A 21,911-nucleotide genomic window follows, 5' to 3' on the forward strand; every position below is an offset into this window, starting at 1 on the left:
GCCCTGTCTACTGAAGATTTAATCACAGGTAAGCGGAAGCCCTCCAGCTTTAAATCAGATACTGACCATTGCAGAGAGGCAGTATTTGTCCAGTTACAAACTGGGCATTGGAAACCATCGATGCTTATTTTCCTTTAGATCCTTAACTTTCACCTTCTGTACTTTATTGAATCATACAAACACTTAAAATGAAAATATAACCTAAAAATTCATTGCTGGCAAACCCAAAGTTCAGGACAATGTTCTTACGGTCTGACTGGGGTTTACTGGGCAAAACATCGAATCTTAAATTGTGGGTTACTTGACAAGGTCTTTGAGTAACCGTATGTATTGAAACTTCAAAAATAAATTAAATCTAAAATAAGGTAAAAATGGTGACGGGAATGATATTAAGAATGGGATCAGTTGCTAAAAAAAATTTTTTTTCTGTCTCTATGTGCTTTCTGATTTTTTTTACCATGACAGGACCCGCCTGGCCAGAAGAAAAAAATCTTCTTCTTTCTCTGGGGGTCAGTCTGCCACTGACGGGACCGAAAAGTACACAGGCTGTCAAATGGCTTCAGGGTATGGAAGCCGCCGTTTCCGCAATTAATTATGGAGGCGGAGTCCATCAGAGACAACTGCGCATTATTGCCCTTGATGATGGCGGAGACGAAGTGAGACGTCAGAACAATCTTAACCAACTGACAGAAAAGGAAGATCTTTTCGCCCTTGTATCTGCCTTCGGCTATAATAGTACGAAGGATGCATTGCGTATATCTGAAGAAAAATCAACGCTTTTTTTTGGTTCCAATACAGGCATAAAAACCTCCGGCTCCCATGCCAAACCCAACATCTTTACCTTAAGACCCGATATGGATCTGGAAATGGATCTTCTGGTCAGCCGATTTATGCAGGAAACGGGCAAGAGGCGGATCTCTGTCTTATACAGTGAAAATGAAAAGGGTACTGAATACATGAACGGGGTGCGCAGTGCACTGGAAAAAAGACAGCAGGAACTGCTGGCTGCAGTACCAGTTACTCCCCAAAATCCAAAAATATCTTCTGCCATAGACAATATTCTGGTAACCAGCCCTGATGCTATCATCATTGCAGCAGAACTGAATGTGACAACTGATTTTATAAGAGAGCTCAGGCAAAGCCGGGGGGATATCCATCTGATTGCAGTTGGCCACACCGATCCTCTAGAACTGTCAGAACGACTGATGAACACAGGCTTAGGTGTTGTTATCAGTCAGGCCGTTCCCTTTCCATTTTATAGAAGAATCCCCATTGTCAACGCCTATGCAGCCGATGTAGAAGCTTTTAAAGAAGAGGATCCTGCTATTGAAATGACCTTTCCAGGCTTTGAAGCTTACTTAAATTTTCAGGCTTTTATTTATATCTTAAAGCAAAGCCCTTCTTTGGATGCTGCCTCCTTTATCCATACGGCGCAGCAGCAGTTTGAAAGCGATCTCGGCGGTTTCCGCTTTTCATTTTCTGATAAAAAGCATACGGGTTCCAATCAGATTTTTTTAACGCAGATTGCTCCAGGTGGCTTTGTAGCACCTATCCGGAACTTTTCTGAAGTCTATGAGTATCACCCCTGATCTGAAGTCAGGTCATGACGCCAGACCAGGCCGCATCATTCATCGTCTTTATAAAGTGAACTTGTACTGAAAAAAAAGAGGGGGCTAAAAGCCCCCCCTTTTTTTACTGAACCATCAAGAACCCGCTTAACCCAAGTTTCGCCAAAGTAGTGACCACACTTCTGAAGGCTTCGTTTAAATTGCTAAAAAATGGATATGTAGAACTCAAAAAAATCACGTCGTTTGATTCCATAGGGTTTTCATAAAAAAATAACGAACTTGGCTTAAGGCCGAATCACAAGTCGAAAACCGATATTGGCATAGGCTGCCGAAGGAGGCATACTATAGCGGTTGGCAACACGGATGGAATCCATATCCGTATCCCATCCACCCCCACGAAGAACACGTCTTTCACCTGTCTCAGGCCCAAAGGGATTCTGGATCAAGGCATTATGGTTCCCCGGGTATTTTCCATACCAGTCTCTGCACCACTCCCACATATTACCTTGCATGTCCTTCAATCCCCAGTTATTGGGTTGCAGCGAACCTGTTGGCAGGGGCTTTTGACGAAAAGCACCAACAGCACAACCTGCCCGGAAAGAATTTGCTGCAAAATTGGCCTGATCATCGGAAAGACAATTGCCGTAGGCATAGGCCGTGCTGCTTCCCGCCCTTGCTGCATATTCCCATTCCGCCTCCGTGGGAAGATCATAGTAAAGCCCTTCTTTTTCACGAAGCCATAGAATATAATTCTGGACATCATTATAAGATACTGCGCTGACAGGAAGCTCATCCGTGACTTTATAGCCGGGGTTCCTCCAGTTGTAATGACGGTCCAGAACCCATCGGAAACCGCTCTCCAGAGCATGGGCGCCAGCACCGGTTTCAGCTTCGCTTTTATATCCCGTGTCCTCAACAAAACGCCTCCATTGCCCCACTGTAACTTCATGGACCTGCATCATAAAAGGTTCTGTTATTTCGACTGAAATTCTTTTTTCATCGGGATTTCTTCTGACTTCATCTTCAGGGCTTCCCATTTCAAAAACGCCGGCTTCTATTGGAATAAAACGCATTGCCAGACTGTTTTCATAGGAAGGCTTAAGCGTTAAAAAAAATTCCTCTTCGGTCTTCTCGCCAGATTTAATATGGATATCCCGAAGAACTGGCTGATATAGAGGAGCTTCTACACGCAGGCTGTAGCTTCCCGGGGCTAGGGTCATGTCCGGGCTGTAAGATAATTTTTGAGTCTTAAACTGGATGGAGGCATTTTCCGGAGAGACCCGGATCACAAGACGTCCTTTTTCAGGTTTTCTGATCGCAAGGGTCAGTTCAAGCCTCTTCTCTTCACCGGGCGCAAGCCGAAATTCCTCAGTAATATTTTCGTATCCGGCAGCCCTCGCTTCTATGCGGTATCTGCCAGCTTCCAGAACCAGCCTCTCTAAGGGGGCGCTTCCCTGCTCCTGCCCGTTGATCCGGATCATTGTTCCATCAGCGTTGGAAGCTATGCTGAGCTGTGCTTTGGGTTCTTCTTTCACAAGAACAGGTTTCGAGACATGTTTTTCTTTTACGGGAAGTGTAAATACAAAATCCTTAGAAAAATCTCTTCCTGTCTTCAAGCTTCGGTATTCAAAGACAGCTCCACTTTCATGGGTTTTTGAAAGAAGGGCTGAAAACAGTTTTATGCCGGTTAACTGGTTTTCCGTAAGTGATAAACTCCGCATAAGGGCAGATACCAGTAAGCCATTTTTTCCACCGGTTTCTGGCGGATCTGTTTCATTTCTACTCTTATAGAGCACAGCGTGGGAAAAGCCCTGTTGATTTTCAGCCGTTTCTAGCATTCTGCTTTCTGCTACAGGAGAACCGATGGCTGCATCTGGAAAAGGAGCGTCTGAAATTAAAAGCACATTTCTCGCTCCCGTATTGCGCAGTATCCTCTGTATGGTGCGAACTTCAAGGTAGCTTTGCAGGTTACCTTTTATGGCATCCGATCCCAGCCACCATCCATAGCCATAAAGCGATTCAACCTCGGCTGCTCCGGAAAAATATATCAGCAGCGTATCTTCCGGTTCCGCATTTTCACTCAGACTCTGGAGGGCCTTAAGCATGGCAGCTCTGTCCGCAGCCTTGCCCAAAAGCAGCGTGACCTGAAAACCCAGATGTTTTTCAAGAAATCCAGCAAGTGCCCTTGCATCCTCTTTAGCTGTTGCAGGAAAAGATATGGTCTGATCCTGATATGCATCAATCCCTATGACCAGCGCTCTGTTCTGGCCCGCAACGGCCGTAATATTCAGTGTAACCATCCATAAGCACAAAAATGCCAGTATGCCTGTAATGATGGAACAGTAACTTGGGGTTGGTTTCATTTTTTCCTCACATTTTTTCAGGATCCCTCCCTGATACTTCTGCAGGGTTCAGGCACAGCGGTCATGATAAAACAAAAACGAAAGGTTTAAAGGCAAGGCTCTACTCAGCGCTTTTTTTCCTTTTCGAACGTCAAAGACCTTGCTATTCCGCTGTAAAATGGGGATTGGCATCCATCACAGACCTGTTTTCTCCTCCGGTGATAATGGAATTTTTCCCACCCGCTCTGTTTTTTCGCCCACCCACAGTTGTAGAAAAATCACCTTCTGCACGGTTTCCTTCACCACCGATGGCAGAGGATGATCTGCCAGAAACAACATTGTCTGTTCCTGAAACCGCAGCACCATAGGAACCCGTTACCCTGTGCCCTCTTCCGGAAATCAGGTTGCCGTAGGATGTGCAGGTGTGTCCTTCACCAAGAACAAGATTGTGGGAACCGGTTATTTTTTCCGGATCATTGTACCCGATGATAAGATTGCCACTGCCATTGCCTGATGCCGTTGCACCCTCTCCATTCAAAACAACAAGATTGACTCCCTGAAATTCAAGATTCTGCCCCTTCCGCTGAACACCTTCAAGGATACGGGTCAGGCGGGCCACCTGGGCTTCCAGAGCGGCCACCCGATGCTGCAGTTGGGCTTTTTCTCCATCAGCCATTGCAATGCCTCCAACGAGCAGGGGCTGTACAAGGGTAATATCTGCCTTGGCCTCAAGGGCTGCCTGAAGCTCAGAGTGACGGACCAGGGAGGGGTCTATGCGGTCTGAGGGAATGATGCCCTGAATGTCAGAGATATGATGGGTATGATTTTTCTCTGCCTTTTCAGACAACATCTGTTTCCATCTGCGCTGGGTAAAAACAGGAACACAGTCAGAAATCCCCATTTCCCTGAAATATCCACAAATTTCAGCATCATCGATGCGTTCATAATCCGCAATTTTTTCAGGTCCTACAAAAAAAAGATAAGGAAAATTTCTTGGCATTGAGAGGGTAGTATCGCTACGTTCAAACAGTACCAGAGCAATGGCTGGTGTATCCGGAAGAATCATCGCACGGTAGGCTACGGCAGCATATTTATCACTAAGATCGATAAAGTCACGGATACCTTCCATGCGGACATTTCTGTTACGTCTGGCCTGACGCTGTACAATCTGTTCATTGGCCTGAAGAAGAATCTGAGCAACACTTTCTTTGTCTTCAAGCTGAAGTCCCATGGCCACTTCTTTTTCTGTCATTACAGTATCCGCCAGAACTGGCAGGCTGCACAGTGTCCATGAAAGCAATAAAGTAGCTGCAATTGCAAAATAGGCCCTGCATTTCATTTTCCCTCCCCCGTATAAAATAGTTCATGCCCTGCTTCCCTGAAAAGAAGCAGAGCACAGCAGATCCTGCATGAACACTAAAAAAAGAATCAGAAACTTACCGTCATTTTGGCAGCAAAGAGGAACCAGTTTTCGGAAGTATTGAGATTGTTGTTCTTATCGGAGTTGATGTCTTTCATAAGAATGGCCGCACCGTTCATGGCATGGCCTTCCAGTTTAAATACCCAGTTAGGGGTAAGATCAAAGCGGGCTGTCATGCCAATATCCTTCAGCCAGGCATCATGATCTTTATAGCCGGTATCTTTGCGTGGATTGCTTAAACCCGGAAACCTAGGGTGTTCATCTATAGTATTTAACTTTCCGCTCCTGTCATCTTTATCTGCATAGTATTCAGAATAGGAAATACCCAGCTCCAGCCAATCCGTAAAACGGTAGGCCATGGCTGCATAATATCCTTCCGTATTCAGGGTTCTGGTACCAGCTGCATTAATAAAGTTTGCAAAATCAGAATGCCCCTCTGCTTGGTTGGTAAATTCATAGCGGTTACCCATGTACTCCGCGGCAAAGGTGAAAGGGCCTCTAAGATATTCCAAAGAGGCCGTGTATGCCCTGGAAACAGTATTTGCCTTAACATTCGCAGAACCTGAATCAGGTAAAAAATCCTCTGCTACAGCATTAGTTTCCATATCAAACTCCACAGACCACACAGTGGTGCTAAGACGAAGACCATTGATGGGGGTATACCATACAAGGCCACCGGCCATGGAATATTTGGTGTGGGTGGATTGGGGGTCAGACAGGACGCCAGCAAGTCTGGACTGATCTGTAAGGGATGTCACAACCCCGCCATCCACTGCAAATTCGGTTTCACCCCCCTGAAACTGGTAGGAAAGGGTACCGGCATTGCCCATGTAGAGGTCACCGTATATTTCAGCACCACTGATGGCGGATACCGTATCCCTCCAGGCTTCGTTGTAGACACTTTGGGGAAGGAAAATGCTGTTTCTGAGCATATCAATGTCACGGGTGGTATTATAAAGACCGTGAACCATTTTCATTTTACCCACCCGGATACCCATCCAGTCTCTCCAGCGGTAATCGGCAAAGCCCCAGTCAATTTCCGGTTCTCCCTCACCGAATTCCCCAAGATTCCGGGCAAAAATCTGAAGGCCCACACGGAGGTTGTCGCTGACCTGGCTGCTGATGTTCACCCCGAATTCATTGAATCGGGCACTGCCGTCTTCGGTTTTGGCAAAGAAATTATTGTTATCACTTAATAAGTATCCCTGGGAAACAAAACCATGGACAGTAACGCCGCCATAGAGGTCATCCCCAAATTCCACAGCCATTGCCGGTAAGCCCATGCAGAGCATGCCCAGACCCAGCATCAGTCCTTTTAAGCTTTTCATGCAAATCTCCTTATATTCATATGCATTTTAAATAAAATGGATGAAAATATTATGGTGTAATACCCAGAACCTTCACCTCATCGATACGCGTTCCTTCGGGAACAAAACCAATGGCCCCCTGGGTATTGGCCACATAGGTGACCATATCTGCAGGCCTGTTCATGGTAGGCGGCATCTGTCCCCTTCCCGTGAAAACCTGTCTTTTCCAGTGCTGATCAAACTGGGCAGGAGACATTCTGACATACTCAGACAAAAAGCTGTCCATGACATCCCCCCTGAGAATGGCAAAATTCACACGGCTTCCATCCTCCCAGCGGCTCAGCTGTCCCCTGTAAATACGTTCCAGATCACTCTTTGAAACACTGGCCACCGACACTCCCCGGTTGGCAATAATCAGGACATCCGCAAGGGCATGCCCCATAAGGCCCGCAACCATAATAAGGACAAGGGCCCCCAATTTTACATGCTTCATCATTCTCTCCCATTGATAAAGTATGAGTTCTGCCACCCCCCATGGGCAGCCTGCGCAATAAACGATGTTTATCCATGAATCAGTATAAAAAAGAGGTGACCTGTAAAGGATCTCCCCTTGTTTTTTTATTTTTTAGAATCGGTCAGAAGTTGCAGAACCTCTTCGTACCTGCTTGCGGTTTTAAGAATAATTTCCTCGGGGAGTCTGGGACCGGGAGCCTGCTTGTTCCAGTCCAGTGTTTCGAGGTAATCACGCACAATCTGCTTATCAAAACTTGCAGGAGAAAATCCCGGTGCATAGCTGTCCACGGGCCAGAATCTTGAAGAATCCGGTGTCAGCACCTCATCAATGAGAATAATTTCACCATCTGCCATACCGAATTCAAATTTGGTATCTGCGATAATAATTCCCCGTTCACGGGCATAATCCGCAGCTTCCGTATAAATGGTGAGGCTCAGATCCCTCACCTTTTCTGCTGTTTCCCTGCCCACAAGATTCACTGCTTCTCCAAAGGAAATATTGATGTCATGGTCCCCCACCTCGGCCTTGGTGGACGGGGTGAAAAGGGGTTCGGGCAGTTTTTCAGACTCCTGCAGGCCTGCAGGAAGATGGATACCGCAAACGGTCTGATCTTTTTTATAGGATTTCCAGCCGGAGCCTGAAATATACCCCCGGACAATGCATTCAATGCTCAAGGGTTCTGCTTTTTTCACCCACATGCTCCGGTCCCGGAGATAGTCTGCATGGGGACGGCAAACGTCAGGGAAATCCTCTACCCTGCCACTGATAATATGATTCCCCACAAGCCGCTTCATGCGTTCAAACCAGAAAAGGGAAAGTGTTGTTAAAACCCGCCCCTTTCCTGGAATGGCATCGGGCAGGACCACGTCAAAGGCAGACAATCGATCCGATGTTACCATGAGATAGGAATCGCCCAGATCATAAATATCCCGAACCTTACCACTCCGAAGCCGGTTAAGACCTTCAAGTTCCATATTTTCTGAAGATGTAATCATAAATTTAACAAAATCCTTTCAGAGAAAGAAAAAATGAAGAAAATTATTTTCCTACAAAGAAACGGGTACGATATCTCCGCTGATATCTCCATTGGGAAAAATTGTCAATATCCCCACCGTATGCGGCCATGGACCCTTACGGTTATCTGAGTAGCTGCCGGGATTGAACATCAAAACATCATCCAGTTTGTGGCATTCCGGGACATGGGTGTGACCGAAGACAACGGCATCTACCCCTTCAAAGGCATTTTTTGCCCGCATCATGACACCGCTGCGTTCACCCCATCCGTGGATAAGCCCTACACGCACAGGTCCTATGGGCACAATACGGGAAACAGGGTGATGTTCCCTGACATCCGGGCCATCACAATTACCGCAGACAGCAAAAACATCCACATCATAAAATGCATCCAGCACAGAGAGACGGGTCATATCCCCTGCATGGAGAATCATGGAAACATCTGAAAACACGCCCTGCCTGAGGGAAAACAATGTATCATCCGCCGCCTGCATGTGGGTGTCGGACAAAACCCCTACGCGTATGGCCTCTTTATGTCTGTTGTTCATGGAATACTTTTCTGTATTTATTCGGATTCAAATTGTTCAATGAAAAGGGAAAGAAGCTTTGCCTTGGGACCTGTCATGGGCAAAAAGGAAAGTCCTGCATAGATGGTGTTCTTTCCCGAAGGCCGGGCATGGGCCACAACGGCATCCAGATCCAGTACATCATCTCCCATGCCCATGGAGAGCTGCACCTTTTTTCCTTCAGGAACAGGGGCGTGAATTTCAAGGAGTACACCCCCAAGGCTGATATTCAGGGTTCTTCCCATACCCTGCATGGTAATGGCCCCCTCCTCCCCAAGGACGGTGAAATGTATCAGGTTACGGGTTTCAGGACGAAAGGGGAACCGTCTTTTTTCAGCAGGATTCTTCGTCTGTATCATTTTTTCTCCCTTTAACGTCTATGGCCTCCTGAATCAGTGCCAGTGTTGTCTGTATGGAACTGAGGGAAAAGCCGAGCATTTTCCGGAAAGTAGGCGAGAGTCTGTCCCAGAGCATACCCGCATCTCCCTTTTCCAGCGGCTCCAGAAAACTTCCTTCCTCTCCCAGAAAAATCAAACCATTACCATCGGAGGCTTTTTTTTGCATGGGATAGGCAAAAACACTTCCCTCAGGAAAGGATGCCAGCTCCAGAAACGCATCTTCCTTCTGCCATGCAAGCAGAATTCTGCCACCGCCTGCTGAAAAAAAAGTGGCAGAAAGGTGGTCTTCCGGTACCCTGATTTTCTGGTAAGATGCAGGCGTTTTTGCAGGCAGTCCTGAAGATATCCGAAGAAGGGCAAGGGTTTCTCCAAGCTGGGTCAGTTGTCTGTCCACTCCCAGAACAAGATCCTGAAGGACTGTGGAAAAGGTAGTGAATTCTCTGGCCAGCCGCTGGGCATCCAGCACTCCCAGAAGAGCTTCACCCACAACCTGAACGGAAGCACTCCGGGGGCGGTTCATCATGACAAAACTTGCCGCACTTCCGATATAGGCCCCTTTACCAAGGCAAAAAAGGGGAACACTGCGTCCCCCGACTTCCTTATGCAAGCGTACCTGTCCTTCCAGAATCACCCATAACCACGATCCAAAACGCCCCTGTCGTACCACCACACTGCCATCTCTATGAAATTCCTCATCCACCACATCGCTGTACTCAATGGCAGGCCCTTTCAGGCAGGGTTCCCTGAGCAGTTCAGGACCTTTTTCCCTCTGGCTTGCCTGAAGCTCATCCATCTGCCGCAGTGCATCCAGAAGGAGACCCGTCAGATTTCTGTGAATCCTGCGGGGACCACTCCCTTCTCCCGGAACAAAAAGAAAACGGCCTTCCTGCCATGTAAAAAGATCATGAAAGGCATCTTCTCCGTTTTTTTCTTCCAGTCTTGCATCAAGTACCTCCCCGTTTTTCATGAAGATGGTACCTTCTGCACCATTTTCCGCAAAAATACGTATATTTCCAGTGGCAGCAGCTCCTCCGAGAAACTGAAGCAGTTCCGCAAGGCCAACAAAGGACAGTCTCCCAGAAAGAACCTCGGCTATATCCATAGAATTATTCCAGAATGACACAGGTTAAAAAAGATACTGGGCAACTTATTTCTGCACCCAGTTCAATTCCTGCTGTAAATGCCTCAAAGTACTCTCGATACAAGCCTTAAGGGTCTTTCCAACGCCTTCGCCCGTCACCGCACTTCCTGGAAAAGAAGGTACTTTCAGTTGCCGGTTCAGATCCCTCTCCATCTGCTCTATCGGCATGACAGGCAATCCTTCTTTGGCCAGATCCCTTTTGTTATACTGCAAGACCAGAGGAATTTTAGCAATGCTGAGGCCATAGGATTTGAGGTTCTCATGGAGATCTTTTAATGAAAGCATATTTTTTTCTCTGCGTACAGCCAGAGAATCCGCAACAAAAACAATCCCATCAGCGCCTTTTAAAACAAGTTTACGTGTCGAAGCATACTGGGGCTGCCCCGGTACGGTAAAAAGCTGTACTTTCACATCACAGCCATGAATTTTGCCTAAGCCCATGGGCAGAAAATCAAAAAAAAGTGTCCTGTCGCCTTCCGTATCAATGGAAACCAGATCTCCGCTCATATTTTTCCGAAAAAGCTTATGTATGGTTTCAAGATTGGTTGTTTTACCACAGCGGCCCGGACCATAATAAACAATTTTACATTCAATGACCCGCTGCTGAATATTAAAAACGGCCATGAAGCCCTCCAGAATTCCATTTTTACGGATTTTCCTCCGGTACGACACAATTCGGAAGAAAAATATCACCCTTTAATTTCTATATTCAGACACCAGTCCCCTTTTTTGGGTCCTGCGTTAATCTGGTGCTTGGATGCCACAACGCCGGAGCTTCTGAATACAGCCACAGGAGAATAACAGCGCATGTCATTTAAGCGTAAACCCACCTTAAGGTCATCGATGAGTTTTTTATCTTTGCTGGAAATAATCAGACTCACAAGGTTTCCGGATTGAAAGCTCACATCCAGATCCACCTGATCGTTCAGCTCCTCTGGAACATTTTCAAGACGAATACCCACAGAGCTGACAGGGAGTAAATCCATACTGCTGTCTTCCACGGCTTCCATACCGGAGGTCATACCCGGAATCAAGCTCTGGAAACGGGCCAGCTGCTTCTGGGAAAAGATTCCCGAAGTTTCCCATTGTCGCAGGAGATCCGCCGCTTCCCCTTCCCTTTGATCTTTGACCATGGCGGTGATTAAACCGCTTCCCGCATTTTCACCAAATTTTTTATCCTTCAGAATCGCTGAAAAAAGAGCTATTGCCGCAGGATAAGAACCGTACCTTGCAAGGAGCCTTGCCTTTTCCAGCCGCATTTCAGCAGGTGTCTCTTCGGTGTCCGGCAGGAGGGTATTGACCAGCTCAGACTCCCGTGCCGTAAAGGTGCGGTTTTCATTTTTTTCCGATGCAGCAGATATTTTTTCATGCAGCTCAGAAATACGCTGCCGTATATCACTGAGCAGTATTTCTTTGTTTTTCAGTCCGATTATCGGTTCCACTAGCTTTTCAAGGGCTTCAAAACGGGTAAGGGCCTCGTCAAAAAGACCCTGTGATGAGTAAAGGCGAGCTTCCTTGAGAATAACCTGAAATTTATCTTTGACGGACATGGAATCTCCCAAAAGTAAGCTGACAGTGGCTAATTTAAAAGGATTTTACATTATCAGAAGGCGTATCACAGTACAATCATTTCCATTATGTTTTTAATCCAGCTTTTTTAAAACAGCTTTTTTAAGCAAATACCAACAAAATTTTCCATAAGGCCTGCGGTTCGGTCAAGTAGAGGTAAGATATTTGTGTGTAAAAAAAAAACCGGATACAGAGAAAAACCTGCACCCGATTATTTTTTTAACACTTTAAAAGGCATATGGTTAAGCTTGTATCACTGCAGCGCTCTGTCATGGAAACCATTGCCCTTATCCGATATTCATGGCATTGCGCAAACGCTTCAGAAGTTTCTGTTCGGGTTCCGGAAAATTTTCATCGGCATGGGCAATCTGTTCTGCAATTCCTAAAGCTTCTTCCCTGTCCTTTTTCAGATGAATCAGTTTGGGCAGGGCGTTAAGCGCCCCTTCCCTGTCCACCTGAAGAATGCGGGACTGCTCCATCACCATTTTTCTGAATGCCTCCCGCTTCATGGTGCTGAGCCTGGGATGCTTTTGGATGATCTGCTGGGCCATGATCATCTCACTTTTATCATAAATGGCATCTGCACTGACCATGGCGACCATAATCCGCACAAGCCCCTCTTCAAAGCCCCCATCCCCTGTTCTGGAAAGCCAGAGTTCACGGTCACTTTCCCGCCGCAAAGCCTTGGCCTGTACTTCATCTTCAGGTTTTTTCCCATGGACAAGCCCTTCAATGGCAGGAGCAAAAAAAAGCTTCATGGCAGGATTGTCGTAGGTAAGTTTGAAAAGAAACTCGTCTCTTTTATCCCTTGTGTCTCTGTAAAGGTTCAGGCTGTCTTCAATCAGGCGGGATGTATATTTTTCCAAACGGGCAAAGGAGTTGCTTTCACGGTCGATGGGTCTGCGTTTTTTTGCCACAATCCGGCCCATTGTTTTAAAGGGAAGCATCATTGGATTTAAATCGGAAAACACATAGCGCTGAACCCTCAGAGGATGCATTTGCTTGGCAAGCTCTGCCGTATATCTGTTGCTGCACTTCTGCACAAAGGGGCTGACAAAGACCTTATATAGATAATCGTTGGCCTGGGAAAGGTTAGAAACCGGCACAAAAGCCTCTTCATCTTCAATGCCGTCGTCATATGCAAGAATCTGCTCCACGCTCCGTTCCTCAAAACGGACCCTGTAGTCATTCATCCAGGGTTTTGACGGTTCCTCTTCTATCACCATTTCATAAAGACCCGGTGCCAGGTAAGGAATCATATCCACAGAACCAATAATCTGATTGTGTTCCTTTTTTGCTATGGCACCGGACACAAAAATCCCAAGATGACCAATATCTTTGTGGACAATATAGATAATCACCTGTCTGTGGCGTTTCAGATCCTCCGTTGTCTCATATACCCGTGGAATCCAGTTCAGAGCCTGCTGGGGCGGGGTAATGTTGTCTCCATTGGAAGTGAAAATCACAATGGGATCTTCCAGCTTTTTCAGGTCCAGCACCTGTCCTTCCTGTAGCCAGAGCCTCCCCCGTTCCAGCCGGTTACCCACAAAAAGGTTTTCCACAATAAAGTGAATTTCTTCACGGGTCATCATGAAAAAACCACCCCACCATTTTTCAAAATCCAAAAATCGTTCTTCTTCTGTATCCACCCTGTCATAAACATTATACAGCTTGGTCCAGTAGGTATTGGCAGGATTCAGACCCTCAAAATTGGCTACCAGATTGGCCCCGTCAAAGAAACCATTGCCAAGATCGCTCAGAAGGGAGTTGACCCAGACACCCCCCAGCAGCCCTCCCCGATAACGCATGGGGTTGGCCCCTTCCACGCCGGACCAGTAGGACAGAGGAGAGCCGTTCAGCACAAGGGGACCTGTGATATCCGGCCTGTCAGCGGCAACGAGTGCTGCAGCCCACCCCGCCTGGCAGTTACCGATAATGGCAGGCTTTTCCGAATCCGGATGTCTTCTGTGTACCTCTTCCAGAAAAAGAACCTGAGCCCGCTGCACATCCACCAGGGTCTGGCCTTTGAAGGGTTCCGTATAAAACAGCATAAAATAGACAGGATGCCCGTTTTTAAGGGCCATGCCGATCTCGGAATCCTGCTTTGATCCACCAATACCCGGACCATGTCCTGCACGGGGATCAATGATCAGAATCGGTCTTTTGGGTCTTTTATTCTCTGCTTTTACATCCGGATCCTGTCTGCGCTCTACGCCATCCGGCAGTTTTTCTGAGGGCGCTGAACGGCTGTCAAGGATTCGAACCAGAGAAAAATTAACGGGTTTTTCAAAGGTCCGGCCATCCATGATTTTCTCATAGTCAAAGACAAGGACAGGAGGTTGCCCTTTTTCAAGGTGCTCCAGATAAATATTCCCTCGCTTGCGTAAGGTATCCCAGAAAAGAATCTGCCTCTGGATGGTGTCTACCATATAATCAGTAAAATCCTGCGGATTGACAGCTTCATTAAACACGGATGTTTTTGCAAATGTATCCATATGGTCCTCTTTAATTGTATTTTTATCCGCTGCTGTTTTATAAGAAATCAAGATACAGTGTCTTTTTTTCAACAGCCGCCCTTATCCTTCTAAAAAGACGCTTTTACGTAAAGAACCATAAAAGCATATGATGTTAAACATAAGAAATCTTTGCTGCAATGCAAATTTTATTTTCGGACAATCCTGTTGACAAACCAGGTTTAAAGGTGCTATCAGGCTGCCTTAATGACCGCGGGTCAAAAAATGAATAAGGGTCACCATGCCAACAAAACAGCAGTTAAAATCCAGACAGACCCAAGAAGAGCTGATGGCAGCAGCCGTCCGTATTTTTGGAGAAAAGGGCTATTCTGCGGCTACCATAGCCGAAATTACGGATTATGCGGGCTATGCCAAAGGAAATTTCTACAGATACTGGAAAAGCAAGGATGAGCTTTTTCTTGATATCATGCAGGCAAGGATGCAGCAGCACAGGGAAGAACGGCAAAGCCGTCTGCAGGAAGCCGGAGACGGAGAAAGCGCCCTCGAAGTGCTGGTGGATTTCCTTGAAGCCCTGATAGCCGATGATGAATGGCCCAAGATTTTTCTGGAATTCACGGTTCAGGGTTCCGGTGACCCTGATATACGGGAACGCCTGAATACAAGCATCTACAGACTTTCCAGCGATCTTTTTGCAGACATCCTTGCGCCCTACTCTGAAAACTATGGAGAACTCCGCAAGCTGGGTGCTTTGGTAACGGCCATTTTTGAAGGATATCTGATCCAAAGGCGCATGGGCAGCGAAGTTCTCTCCCTGCAGGATCTTCGCAGAGCCATACTTGCGCTGGGAGCCCCTCTGTTCAAACAGCCACAGAAACCAAACAAAACACCATAGCAGAAAGGAGGGGCCATGCCCCGGATTTTGAAAGGGATTCTCACAGCCGTTGCCATGCTCTCCATGGGTCATGCAGCCTCAGCCAACAGTGCACTGGATGCCTTTAACCCGGATTTCGACCCTTCGGGTGCGCCCTTCCGCTGTATTGTATCCAATGTGTCCCATCCGGTGATCAAGGGGGTTTCCGCAGGCTTTGTTCTCCGGGACCGGATCTGGGAAAAAAGTGGCGGCCAGATTTATGTGGATTTCAAACCCCTCTCCATGCTCGGCGGTGAGGTGGAGGTTCTTAATCTCCTTCAAATGGGTGCCATACAGGGTATGGGCGTCAGCTCCGTTGCCGCAACCAACCTCGGCCCCCGTTTTGGTGTTGTGAATCTTCCCTTTCTTGTGGATTCCTTTGAAAAACTTGATCAGTTTGTAAATTCCGGTCCCCTTTTTGACCACTTTCTGAAAGCCATGGAGCATCAGGGAATTACCGGTCTTGATATCACAGCCTATGGCACCTACGGATGGGCCAGCGTGGAGCCCATCACCACCCTTGCAGAGGCGAGAAACGCCAGATTCCGCATTGCTGAGGCTGCGGTCAACCAGCTGATCTACCGTGAATGGGGGCTCAGGCCCGTTGTCATGCCCTGGCCCGATGTACCCGTCGCCCTGAGACAGGGTGTCATCAATGCCCTGGACCACACTCCTACGGTCTGTAATATCACCAGAAAGTTTGAAGTAGCAAATCATTTTACCGAGGTCGGTTATGCCCAGGGCCTTTTCATATGGATCTTCAACACCGCATGGCTGAACAGTCTTCCCGAAGATCTGAGAAAGCTTTTTGAAGAAACGGTAAAAGAAGTGGCCTCTGAAATCAGGAAAGAAGCCGAATCCCAGGAAAACGAACAGATCCGGAGGGCAAAGGATGCGGGCATAAAGTTTCACAGACTGCCCGAAAAGGATATGGCAGAGATGAGATCCCGTTCCGTAAAAGTCCATGACCGCTATAAAAGGGAAATCAACCGCCTTTACCGCCATGATGACTACCGCCCCGCTGATTACCTCCTTGAGGTACAGAGGTATCTGGAATTTGCACCATGAAAAGGTTTGGTCGCTTCCTTGATCTTCTGGAAGAGTGGACCCTTTTTGCCGCCGTTATGGCGGCCCTTGCGGGGCTGCTCATCTCTGTGATTCTGCGCTACGGCTTCCATGTCACCTTCGCAGGAGCCGACGAGCTGGTACGCAATACCATTATATACACAAGCTTTGTGGGTCTGTCCGTTGCCATACGAAAAGACAGGCTGATACGGGTGGATGCCCTTGCCCAGATTTTTCCAAGGCTGAAACGCCTTCTGGCCATGATCAGTCTTGCGGCAGTTGTCTTTTTTGCCCTGCTCATGATCCGTTTTGGCGGTGAACTCATGATGATGATGTTCAGGACCGGACAATCCACCATCATATGGAATATGCCCCTCTGGATACTCTATGCCATCCTCCCCTTCTCCGGTCTTCTTATGATCATCCGGGCCGGAGAGCAGATGTGGTGGTTATGGCAGGATGAGGGCCTTGAAAGCATGGAACAGAAAAATACATGAGTTCACCGGATTTCATTCTTCTCCTGATACTTCTGGGCGCCATGGCCGCCTATATCCCCGTATTCATCTGCCTCATTTTTGCAGCCCTCGCAGGCTTTCTGCTCTTCACGGACATGCCGGTCCTTCTGGTTTTCCAGACCCTTCTCCGGAGTCTTGATAATTTTGCCCTGGTGGTGGTTCTTTTTTTCATCCTTTGTGGCAACGTCATGACCTCCGGAAAAATTGTAGAAAAACTCATCCGAATCGCCCAGGCTTTTGTGGGTTTTCTCCCCGGAGGGCTGGGGATGGCAGGAATTCTTGCCTGTGCTTTTTTCGGTGCCATTTCCGGCTCCACCGTTGCCACGGTGGTGGCCATCGGCGGTTTCATGATTCCTGCCCTCAAGGCCCATGGGTATCCTGACAGCTACAGTGCAGGTGTCATGACCACAGCACCTAACCTTGGTGTGATTATCCCGCCAAGTATCGGCATGATCCTTTACAGCATGATCAGCAATGTTTCCCTGGAAGGGCTTTTTCTCACGGGTTTTCTGCCGGGCATCCTCATCACTGCGGCCACCTGTTTGTATACGGCCTGGATTTTCCGTAACAATAAAGATCTGCATACTACAAGCCTCGATACATCTGAAATGCTGGCATCTTTAAAGGATGGCATCTGGGCGCTGCTTCTGCCAGTGATTATTTTCGGTGGGATTTTTTCAGGTGTTTTCACGGCCAACGAAGCCGCTGTGGTGGCTTCCGCCTATGCCATTTTTGTGGAGGTCTTCATCCATAAGGCCATGAATATGAAGCGTCTGAAGGATGTGGTTGTGGATTCGGCCGTCACTTCCGCCGCACTGCTGATTATTGTGGCGGGTGCAACGGTTTTTGGACGCTACATGACCTTGCAGAATATACCGGGACGTATCACGGAAGCCGTGCTTGCTGGTATCAGCTCCCCCGAGGTACTTCTGCTTCTTCTGAATATTCTGCTTCTTTTTGTGGGCATGTTCATGGATATCATTTCGGCCACCCTCATCCTCGGGCCGGTCCTTTTGCCCATCATCGCCCATTACGGCATTGACCCCATGCATTTTGGTCTCATTATGACGGTCAATCTGGCCCTGGGCTACTGCACACCCCCTGTGGGTGTCAGCCTGTTCATTGCAGGATCCGTGGCCGGCAGAAATCTCCTGTTCATGTCAAAGGCCGTCATGCCTTTTCTCATTATACAGATTCTGGTGCTCCTGCTTCTCACCTACTTTCCTACGCTGGTGCTTCTGCTCCCCAGATTCTTCGGATATCATTCCTGATGAACATTATAATCGAAACGATTTATTATAAACCTTGATTCCTGATTGATTTGTCTGTCTATGGCACACCTTTCTGACGGATCACTTGAACGGCTCTTTTGTCCAGGAACCCGGAACGCCAATGCTTTTTTTTTTGGTGTTCCATTTTTCCAGAAAACGTAACTTTTCAGCACCGTTTTCCAAGTACCATACCTGCAAGACAGATGCATAGGCCCCAGGCTATTTGCCCGTGACGCAATCCGGCACTCAAGCTAAAAAACGCAAGCCCCTTTACGGGAGTAGAAATGCCTATGGATCTTGAGTGCCGGATTCGGGAGCTTCTTGCCCTGTGCGGAAGCGGCAAAAACTCCCCGCCACAGGCAGGATAAGCTTTTTGATTACCATGGCAGGCCTTAGTACGCTGCCTTTGTGGCGGGTCAGACAGTTTGCCGCTTCTTATTAGCACTCCGGCACTCAAGCCTGTAAAAGTCTATTGCTTTTCTCGCAGGCTTTGGATTTATGGCTTGAGTGCCGTCACTTGCAAATAGCCACGGAGCCTTGCAATAGTACAAAGCTGCTGCAATTACAGTATGGGCAGTTCAGAATAAACTGTGCTGAATAATTACCAGAAAACAAAAAAGGCTTACAGCTTTATGCTGTAAGCCCTTGATTTTTATGGCGCGCCCGGCACGATTCGAACGTGCGACCTACGGATTCGTAGTCTAAAAACAACAACCTTCATTTTTTTCAATTTCTTTCAATTTGACCGATCAAAAATCCTTGTTTTTAAAGATCTTTTGCTCTAAACTCCTTCACAAGACAGGATTTTTTCAAACTTGCAATCATGGAATTTTTGGTGTTCTTTTGGTGTTCCATTGGTGTTCTTTTGGTGTTCTGTTTTCAGAGATAAGGAGAGCTTATGGCCCAATTCAAATGGTTCACAACAAAGCATAAAGGGTTACGGTATCGAGAACACGAAACCCGGAAACACGGAGTAAGGCGGGATCGCTTTTATCAATACAGACTCATGGAGAACGGGATACGAGTTCAGGAATCTTTTGGTTGGCTTTCCGAAGGATGGACGGAAGAAGCATGTCTCCTTGAGGTGGCAAAGCTCAAACAGGCCAGAAGAACAGGTGAGGGAGAAATAACACTTAAGGACCGCAGAAAAAAAGCTCTGGATAAGCGAACCGAACAGGAGCGAAAAGCCATTACCTTTGGGGAGGTATGGGAAAAAAATTACCTTCCGCAAGCCAAGGCAGACCGGGGTGAAGCCTCCACATTAAGGGAAGAAAACCTTTACGCTCTTTGGATAAAACCAGTTCTTGGGGATAAGCCCATTTCAGAAATAGTCCCCCTGCATCTGGAAAAAATAAAAAGCAACATGAGATCAGAAGGGAAAGCACAGCGGACAATTCAATACGCCTTGGCCGTTACCAGACAGGTGTTCAATCACGCCAAAAGACACAGCCTCTTCAATGGAGACAATCCCGTGGGAAAGGTAAAAATACCTTCCGAGGACAACAGGCGAACAAGGTTTCTTTCCCATGAAGAAGCAGCCTTGCTTCTGGAGGAAATAAAACGCAGGAGTGTTGATGTTTACCAACAATGCCTTTTGGCCCTGCATACGGGCATGAGAGCAGGAGAAATTTTTTCCCTTACATGGGAATGTGTCGATTTGAAAAATGAAATATTGCTGCTGAAACAAACCAAGAGCGGGAAGGACAGGATGGCATACATGACCCCGCAGGTAAAAGAAATGCTGCAAAGCCGGAACTCTGCGGACACAGAGCCAGGCAGCTTAGTTTTTCCCGGTAGGAATGGGGTTGAAATAAAACAGGTATCCGACACTTTCAACCGGGCCGTTAATGCCTTGGGTTTTAACGAAGGTGTCACAGACCCCAAAGCGAAAGTGGTGTTTCACACCCTCCGTCATACACACGCTTCGTGGCTTGTAATGAACGGGACAGACCTTTACACCGTGAAGGAACTCCTTGGGCATTCAGATTTTAAAATGACTGCACGGTATGCCCATCTGGGCGAAAATACCCTAAGGAGTGCCGTTCAAGGTCTGGGGAAGGCCATGGAAGATGAATACTCGAATGTTGTGAATATTGAAAAAATAAGGAGGCACGATGGCAGTATCCGATGAAGAGAAAAAAGCACGAGAGCAAGAGCCTGATTCCCTATTGGCAAAGGCGAAGGATAAAGAGAGGGAGCTTGCGGAATTGCTGGCAGAGGCGAAGGAAAAGCTCAAGACAGGCGAGGCATACATGAAGAAGATGGGCTGGCTGTAAGGCCGGAAGTAAGCATGACCACACCTGCTCCATGGGGGTAAGCGTGGTTAAGCCTGTGCGTTTTCTTCCAAGTAGGTTGATATGGCTTCAGCAAGCAGACCTGATCGGGTTTTCCCATGCTTGCCCCTGAAAGTGTCAATTTCACGCAAGAGGCTTTCGGGAATACTGACATTGACCCGCACCGATTTTTCATAGGAGCGCATTATCCTACTATCCAAGATCACCGGGACAACATCTCCCCCGTTTGTCTGGGACAGGATATTTTCCCTTGGGGATGCCGTGGGTTTTTTGTCCAGGCCAGCCAAGGAAGCAGCCAGGGCATCCGTGGCCATCCTGAAAGCTTCATCCCAATCCTTTCCAAAGGTGACACATCCGGGGATGTCCGGGAAATAGACTTCCGTAAATCCTTCTTCGCCTACTTCAAAAACTGCATAATAGTATTGCATGTGGCCTCCTTCTATTTTATGCCAGCGGCTTTAAGGATCTTTTCCGCTGTCCCCTTTGGTATATCCCGTGGATTTCTGGGGATTGGGATTCTGGGGAAACCCTCCTTTGTCCAGATTTCATGAACGCCGCCTTGCTCTTGCTGGAACCCTGCCTTTTTTAAGAGTCTTACCAGTTCACTTTTCTTCATGGGTGCCAGAATCCTTTCTTTAAAAAATGATAAGGGCGTAAAAGTAAAAAATCAAATCATTTTTGTGTTTTTACACAAAAAGTCTTTTCAGTGGGAAATGGTTTATTTTGAGTATACCCTTTGAACACCAAAAAAAGCCCATTGCTGCACATGGAAAAATCCCATAAAAAACAAGTTTACTTTTTCCTTGACACCGCATCAGGTAAACCGTATATGTAAACCATGATCTAAATAAACCAGACAATAAGGGGGAATCATGGGGAACGGGAGCCGGGTGTTTGCATATCTTCGGGCATCGACAGCGGATCAGGACGCAACCAGAGCAAAAACAATGCTGGATACCTTTTGCCATGAGCAAGGGGCATCCATTTCAGGGTATTTTGTGGAAAATGCTTCGGGCGCAACTCTGGACAGGCCGGAATTGATGAGGGCCTTGTCATTCATGCAGGAAGGAGATGTCCTTCTTCTTGAACAGGTGGACCGCCTCACAAGGCTTAAATCTGCGGAATGGGAGAAGCTCCGGGCCATCATTGAGGGAAAAGGGATTCGTCTGTGTGCGCTGGATCTGCCCTTCACCTTCCCGGTGCTGGAGAAAAAGGATTCTGTTGCGGAGGATGATTTTCAGCAACGCATCATGGCAGCCATAACGGGGATGATGCTGGATGTTTTGGCGGCGGTTGCCAGAAAAGACTTCGATGATCGCCGGAGAAGGCAGAAGGAAGGTATTGCTAAGGCGAAGGAGCAGGGGAAGTACGCAGGGCGCAAGAAGGATGAACAAAAGCGGAATCAGATCCTTGTATTGCGGGAGCGGGGTTTGTCTTATTCTGAGATTGAAGGGCTACTTGGGTGTAGCCGCAGAACCATATCAAAGGCGGTAAGAGGGGTTTAGCGGATTATATTCACGGGCAGGCCCGAAGGTCTGCCCGG

At 47.4% G+C, this 21,911-nt stretch carries 21 protein-coding genes; 8 read left to right on the forward strand and 13 right to left on the reverse strand.

The genetic code is table 11. The features are described 5' to 3' along the window. The first annotated feature begins 458 nt into the window (after window positions 1-458). The gene (locus tag LZ24_RS04660; RefSeq protein WP_186442931.1) at window positions 459-1,589 is read left to right on the forward strand and encodes an ABC transporter substrate-binding protein; all 1,131 of its coding nucleotides are present in this window, start codon (window positions 459-461) and stop codon (window positions 1,587-1,589) included. 263 nt (window positions 1,590-1,852) lie between these two features. Here the strand turns inward: LZ24_RS04660 and LZ24_RS04665 are convergent, their stop codons facing one another. The 11 genes from LZ24_RS04665 to LZ24_RS04715 all read right to left on the reverse strand — a co-directional run bounded on the left by LZ24_RS04665 (window position 1,853) and on the right by LZ24_RS04715 (window position 14,334). Then, window positions 1,853-3,931 carry an SUMF1/EgtB/PvdO family nonheme iron enzyme gene (locus LZ24_RS04665; RefSeq protein ID WP_144682854.1) on the reverse strand — a complete coding sequence of 693 codons (2,079 nt, stop codon included), beginning with the start codon at window positions 3,929-3,931 and terminating at the stop codon, window positions 1,853-1,855. A gap of 142 nt (window positions 3,932-4,073) precedes the next feature. Then, the gene (locus tag LZ24_RS04670; protein WP_144682856.1) at window positions 4,074-5,162 is read right to left on the reverse strand and encodes a hypothetical protein; all 1,089 of its coding nucleotides are present in this window, start codon (window positions 5,160-5,162) and stop codon (window positions 4,074-4,076) included. A gap of 176 nt (window positions 5,163-5,338) precedes the next feature. Further along, window positions 5,339-6,658, reverse strand: coding sequence for a hypothetical protein (locus LZ24_RS04675; RefSeq protein ID WP_144682858.1), 1,320 nt, complete (start codon window positions 6,656-6,658; stop codon window positions 5,339-5,341). A 49-nt stretch (window positions 6,659-6,707) separates the two neighbouring features. After that, the gene (locus LZ24_RS04680; RefSeq protein WP_144682860.1) at window positions 6,708-7,130 is read right to left on the reverse strand and encodes a hypothetical protein; all 423 of its coding nucleotides are present in this window, start codon (window positions 7,128-7,130) and stop codon (window positions 6,708-6,710) included. Window positions 7,131-7,255: 125 nt separating this feature from the next. Further along, on the reverse strand, window positions 7,256-8,146 hold the full coding sequence (locus LZ24_RS04685; RefSeq protein WP_144682862.1) for a phosphoribosylaminoimidazolesuccinocarboxamide synthase: 891 nt from the start codon (window positions 8,144-8,146) through the stop codon (window positions 7,256-7,258). A 51-nt stretch (window positions 8,147-8,197) separates the two neighbouring features. Then, complete coding sequence (locus LZ24_RS04690) at window positions 8,198-8,713, reverse strand: metallophosphoesterase family protein (protein ID WP_144682864.1); 516 nt, start codon at window positions 8,711-8,713, stop codon at window positions 8,198-8,200. Window positions 8,714-8,730: 17 nt separating this feature from the next. Further along, window positions 8,731-9,090: a PilZ domain-containing protein gene (locus LZ24_RS04695; RefSeq protein WP_144682866.1), complete on the reverse strand. Its 360-nt coding sequence runs from the start codon at window positions 9,088-9,090 to the stop codon at window positions 8,731-8,733. Next, on the reverse strand, window positions 9,065-10,231 hold the full coding sequence (locus LZ24_RS04700; protein WP_144682868.1) for a DUF4388 domain-containing protein: 1,167 nt from the start codon (window positions 10,229-10,231) through the stop codon (window positions 9,065-9,067). The genes LZ24_RS04695 and LZ24_RS04700 overlap by 26 nt, the downstream gene beginning before the upstream one ends. A 45-nt stretch (window positions 10,232-10,276) precedes the next feature. Further along, on the reverse strand, window positions 10,277-10,894 hold the full coding sequence (locus LZ24_RS04705; RefSeq protein ID WP_144682870.1) for a GTP-binding protein: 618 nt from the start codon (window positions 10,892-10,894) through the stop codon (window positions 10,277-10,279). 65 nt (window positions 10,895-10,959) lie between these two features. Beyond that, window positions 10,960-11,820, reverse strand: a complete 861-nt coding sequence (locus LZ24_RS04710) for a tetratricopeptide repeat protein (protein ID WP_144682873.1) — start codon at window positions 11,818-11,820, stop codon at window positions 10,960-10,962. Window positions 11,821-12,126: 306 nt separating this feature from the next. Then, the gene (locus LZ24_RS04715) at window positions 12,127-14,334 is read right to left on the reverse strand and encodes a DUF3141 domain-containing protein (protein WP_144682875.1); all 2,208 of its coding nucleotides are present in this window, start codon (window positions 14,332-14,334) and stop codon (window positions 12,127-12,129) included. Window positions 14,335-14,593: 259 nt separating this feature from the next. On the opposite strand from LZ24_RS04715, the gene LZ24_RS04720 reads away from it, so the two are divergent. The 6 genes from LZ24_RS04720 to LZ24_RS17145 all read left to right on the forward strand — a co-directional run bounded on the left by LZ24_RS04720 (window position 14,594) and on the right by LZ24_RS17145 (window position 20,350). Beyond that, on the forward strand, window positions 14,594-15,205 hold the full coding sequence (locus LZ24_RS04720) for a TetR/AcrR family transcriptional regulator (RefSeq protein ID WP_144682877.1): 612 nt from the start codon (window positions 14,594-14,596) through the stop codon (window positions 15,203-15,205). A gap of 15 nt (window positions 15,206-15,220) precedes the next feature. Next, window positions 15,221-16,291: a TRAP transporter substrate-binding protein gene (locus LZ24_RS04725; protein ID WP_144682879.1), complete on the forward strand. Its 1,071-nt coding sequence runs from the start codon at window positions 15,221-15,223 to the stop codon at window positions 16,289-16,291. Next, entirely contained in the window at window positions 16,288-16,785 is a 498-nt protein-coding gene (locus LZ24_RS04730; RefSeq protein ID WP_144682881.1) for a TRAP transporter small permease, read from the forward strand. The genes LZ24_RS04725 and LZ24_RS04730 overlap by 4 nt, the downstream gene beginning before the upstream one ends. Next, window positions 16,782-18,074 (forward strand): TRAP transporter large permease, encoded by a 1,293-nt coding sequence (locus LZ24_RS04735; protein ID WP_144682883.1) that lies wholly within the window; start codon window positions 16,782-16,784, stop codon window positions 18,072-18,074. Before LZ24_RS04730 ends, LZ24_RS04735 begins: the two co-directional genes overlap by 4 nt. Before the next feature lie 898 nt (window positions 18,075-18,972). Further along, the gene (locus LZ24_RS04740; protein WP_144682885.1) at window positions 18,973-20,205 is read left to right on the forward strand and encodes a tyrosine-type recombinase/integrase; all 1,233 of its coding nucleotides are present in this window, start codon (window positions 18,973-18,975) and stop codon (window positions 20,203-20,205) included. Further along, the gene (locus LZ24_RS17145; RefSeq protein WP_186442933.1) at window positions 20,189-20,350 is read left to right on the forward strand and encodes a hypothetical protein; all 162 of its coding nucleotides are present in this window, start codon (window positions 20,189-20,191) and stop codon (window positions 20,348-20,350) included. Before LZ24_RS04740 ends, LZ24_RS17145 begins: the two co-directional genes overlap by 17 nt. 47 nt (window positions 20,351-20,397) lie before the next feature. On the opposite strand, the gene LZ24_RS04745 is transcribed toward LZ24_RS17145, so the two are convergent. Together LZ24_RS04745 and LZ24_RS18035 are read right to left on the reverse strand one after the other, a co-directional pair. Next, a complete protein-coding gene (locus LZ24_RS04745; protein ID WP_144682888.1) occupies window positions 20,398-20,796 on the reverse strand; it encodes a type II toxin-antitoxin system HicB family antitoxin in 399 nt (132 codons plus the stop codon). Window positions 20,797-20,807: 11 nt separating this feature from the next. Next, window positions 20,808-20,984 (reverse strand): type II toxin-antitoxin system HicA family toxin, encoded by a 177-nt coding sequence (locus tag LZ24_RS18035; protein WP_144682890.1) that lies wholly within the window; start codon window positions 20,982-20,984, stop codon window positions 20,808-20,810. Between the two features lie 256 nt (window positions 20,985-21,240). Here LZ24_RS18035 and LZ24_RS04755 point away from each other — a divergent pair, with 256 nt between their 5' ends. Beyond that, on the forward strand, window positions 21,241-21,873 hold the full coding sequence (locus tag LZ24_RS04755; protein WP_144682891.1) for a recombinase family protein: 633 nt from the start codon (window positions 21,241-21,243) through the stop codon (window positions 21,871-21,873). Window positions 21,874-21,911: the final 38 nt, after the last annotated feature.

Source organism: Desulfobotulus alkaliphilus, assembly GCF_007830435.1.
Taxonomy (GTDB): domain Bacteria; phylum Desulfobacterota; class Desulfobacteria; order Desulfobacterales; family ASO4-4; genus Desulfobotulus; species Desulfobotulus alkaliphilus.

Excerpts from the sequence above, each read along its gene's own strand:
- LZ24_RS04730 (WP_144682881.1), top strand. The coding sequence starts at position 16,288 with ATGAAAAGGTTTGGTCGCTTCCTTGATCTTCTGGAAGAGTGGACCCTT.
- LZ24_RS04700 (WP_144682868.1), bottom strand. The coding sequence starts at position 10,231 with ATGGATATAGCCGAGGTTCTTTCTGGGAGACTGTCCTTTGTTGGCCTT.
- LZ24_RS04685 (WP_144682862.1), bottom strand. The coding sequence starts at position 8,146 with ATGATTACATCTTCAGAAAATATGGAACTTGAAGGTCTTAACCGGCTT.
- LZ24_RS04710 (WP_144682873.1), bottom strand. The coding sequence starts at position 11,820 with ATGTCCGTCAAAGATAAATTTCAGGTTATTCTCAAGGAAGCTCGCCTT.
- LZ24_RS04705 (WP_144682870.1), bottom strand. The coding sequence starts at position 10,894 with ATGGCCGTTTTTAATATTCAGCAGCGGGTCATTGAATGTAAAATTGTT.
- LZ24_RS04715 (WP_144682875.1), bottom strand. The coding sequence starts at position 14,334 with ATGGATACATTTGCAAAAACATCCGTGTTTAATGAAGCTGTCAATCCG.
- LZ24_RS04680 (WP_144682860.1), bottom strand. The coding sequence starts at position 7,130 with ATGAAGCATGTAAAATTGGGGGCCCTTGTCCTTATTATGGTTGCGGGC.
- LZ24_RS04725 (WP_144682879.1), top strand. The coding sequence starts at position 15,221 with ATGCCCCGGATTTTGAAAGGGATTCTCACAGCCGTTGCCATGCTCTCC.
- LZ24_RS04660 (WP_186442931.1), top strand. The coding sequence starts at position 459 with ATGACAGGACCCGCCTGGCCAGAAGAAAAAAATCTTCTTCTTTCTCTG.
- LZ24_RS17145 (WP_186442933.1), top strand. The coding sequence starts at position 20,189 with ATGGCAGTATCCGATGAAGAGAAAAAAGCACGAGAGCAAGAGCCTGAT.
- LZ24_RS04735 (WP_144682883.1), top strand. The coding sequence starts at position 16,782 with ATGAGTTCACCGGATTTCATTCTTCTCCTGATACTTCTGGGCGCCATG.
- LZ24_RS04665 (WP_144682854.1), bottom strand. The coding sequence starts at position 3,931 with ATGAAACCAACCCCAAGTTACTGTTCCATCATTACAGGCATACTGGCA.
- LZ24_RS18035 (WP_144682890.1), bottom strand. The coding sequence starts at position 20,984 with ATGAAGAAAAGTGAACTGGTAAGACTCTTAAAAAAGGCAGGGTTCCAG.
- LZ24_RS04670 (WP_144682856.1), bottom strand. The coding sequence starts at position 5,162 with ATGACAGAAAAAGAAGTGGCCATGGGACTTCAGCTTGAAGACAAAGAA.
- LZ24_RS04740 (WP_144682885.1), top strand. The coding sequence starts at position 18,973 with ATGGCCCAATTCAAATGGTTCACAACAAAGCATAAAGGGTTACGGTAT.
- LZ24_RS04675 (WP_144682858.1), bottom strand. The coding sequence starts at position 6,658 with ATGAAAAGCTTAAAAGGACTGATGCTGGGTCTGGGCATGCTCTGCATG.
- LZ24_RS04695 (WP_144682866.1), bottom strand. The coding sequence starts at position 9,090 with ATGATACAGACGAAGAATCCTGCTGAAAAAAGACGGTTCCCCTTTCGT.
- LZ24_RS04745 (WP_144682888.1), bottom strand. The coding sequence starts at position 20,796 with ATGCAATACTATTATGCAGTTTTTGAAGTAGGCGAAGAAGGATTTACG.
- LZ24_RS04690 (WP_144682864.1), bottom strand. The coding sequence starts at position 8,713 with ATGAACAACAGACATAAAGAGGCCATACGCGTAGGGGTTTTGTCCGAC.
- LZ24_RS04755 (WP_144682891.1), top strand. The coding sequence starts at position 21,241 with ATGGGGAACGGGAGCCGGGTGTTTGCATATCTTCGGGCATCGACAGCG.
- LZ24_RS04720 (WP_144682877.1), top strand. The coding sequence starts at position 14,594 with ATGCCAACAAAACAGCAGTTAAAATCCAGACAGACCCAAGAAGAGCTG.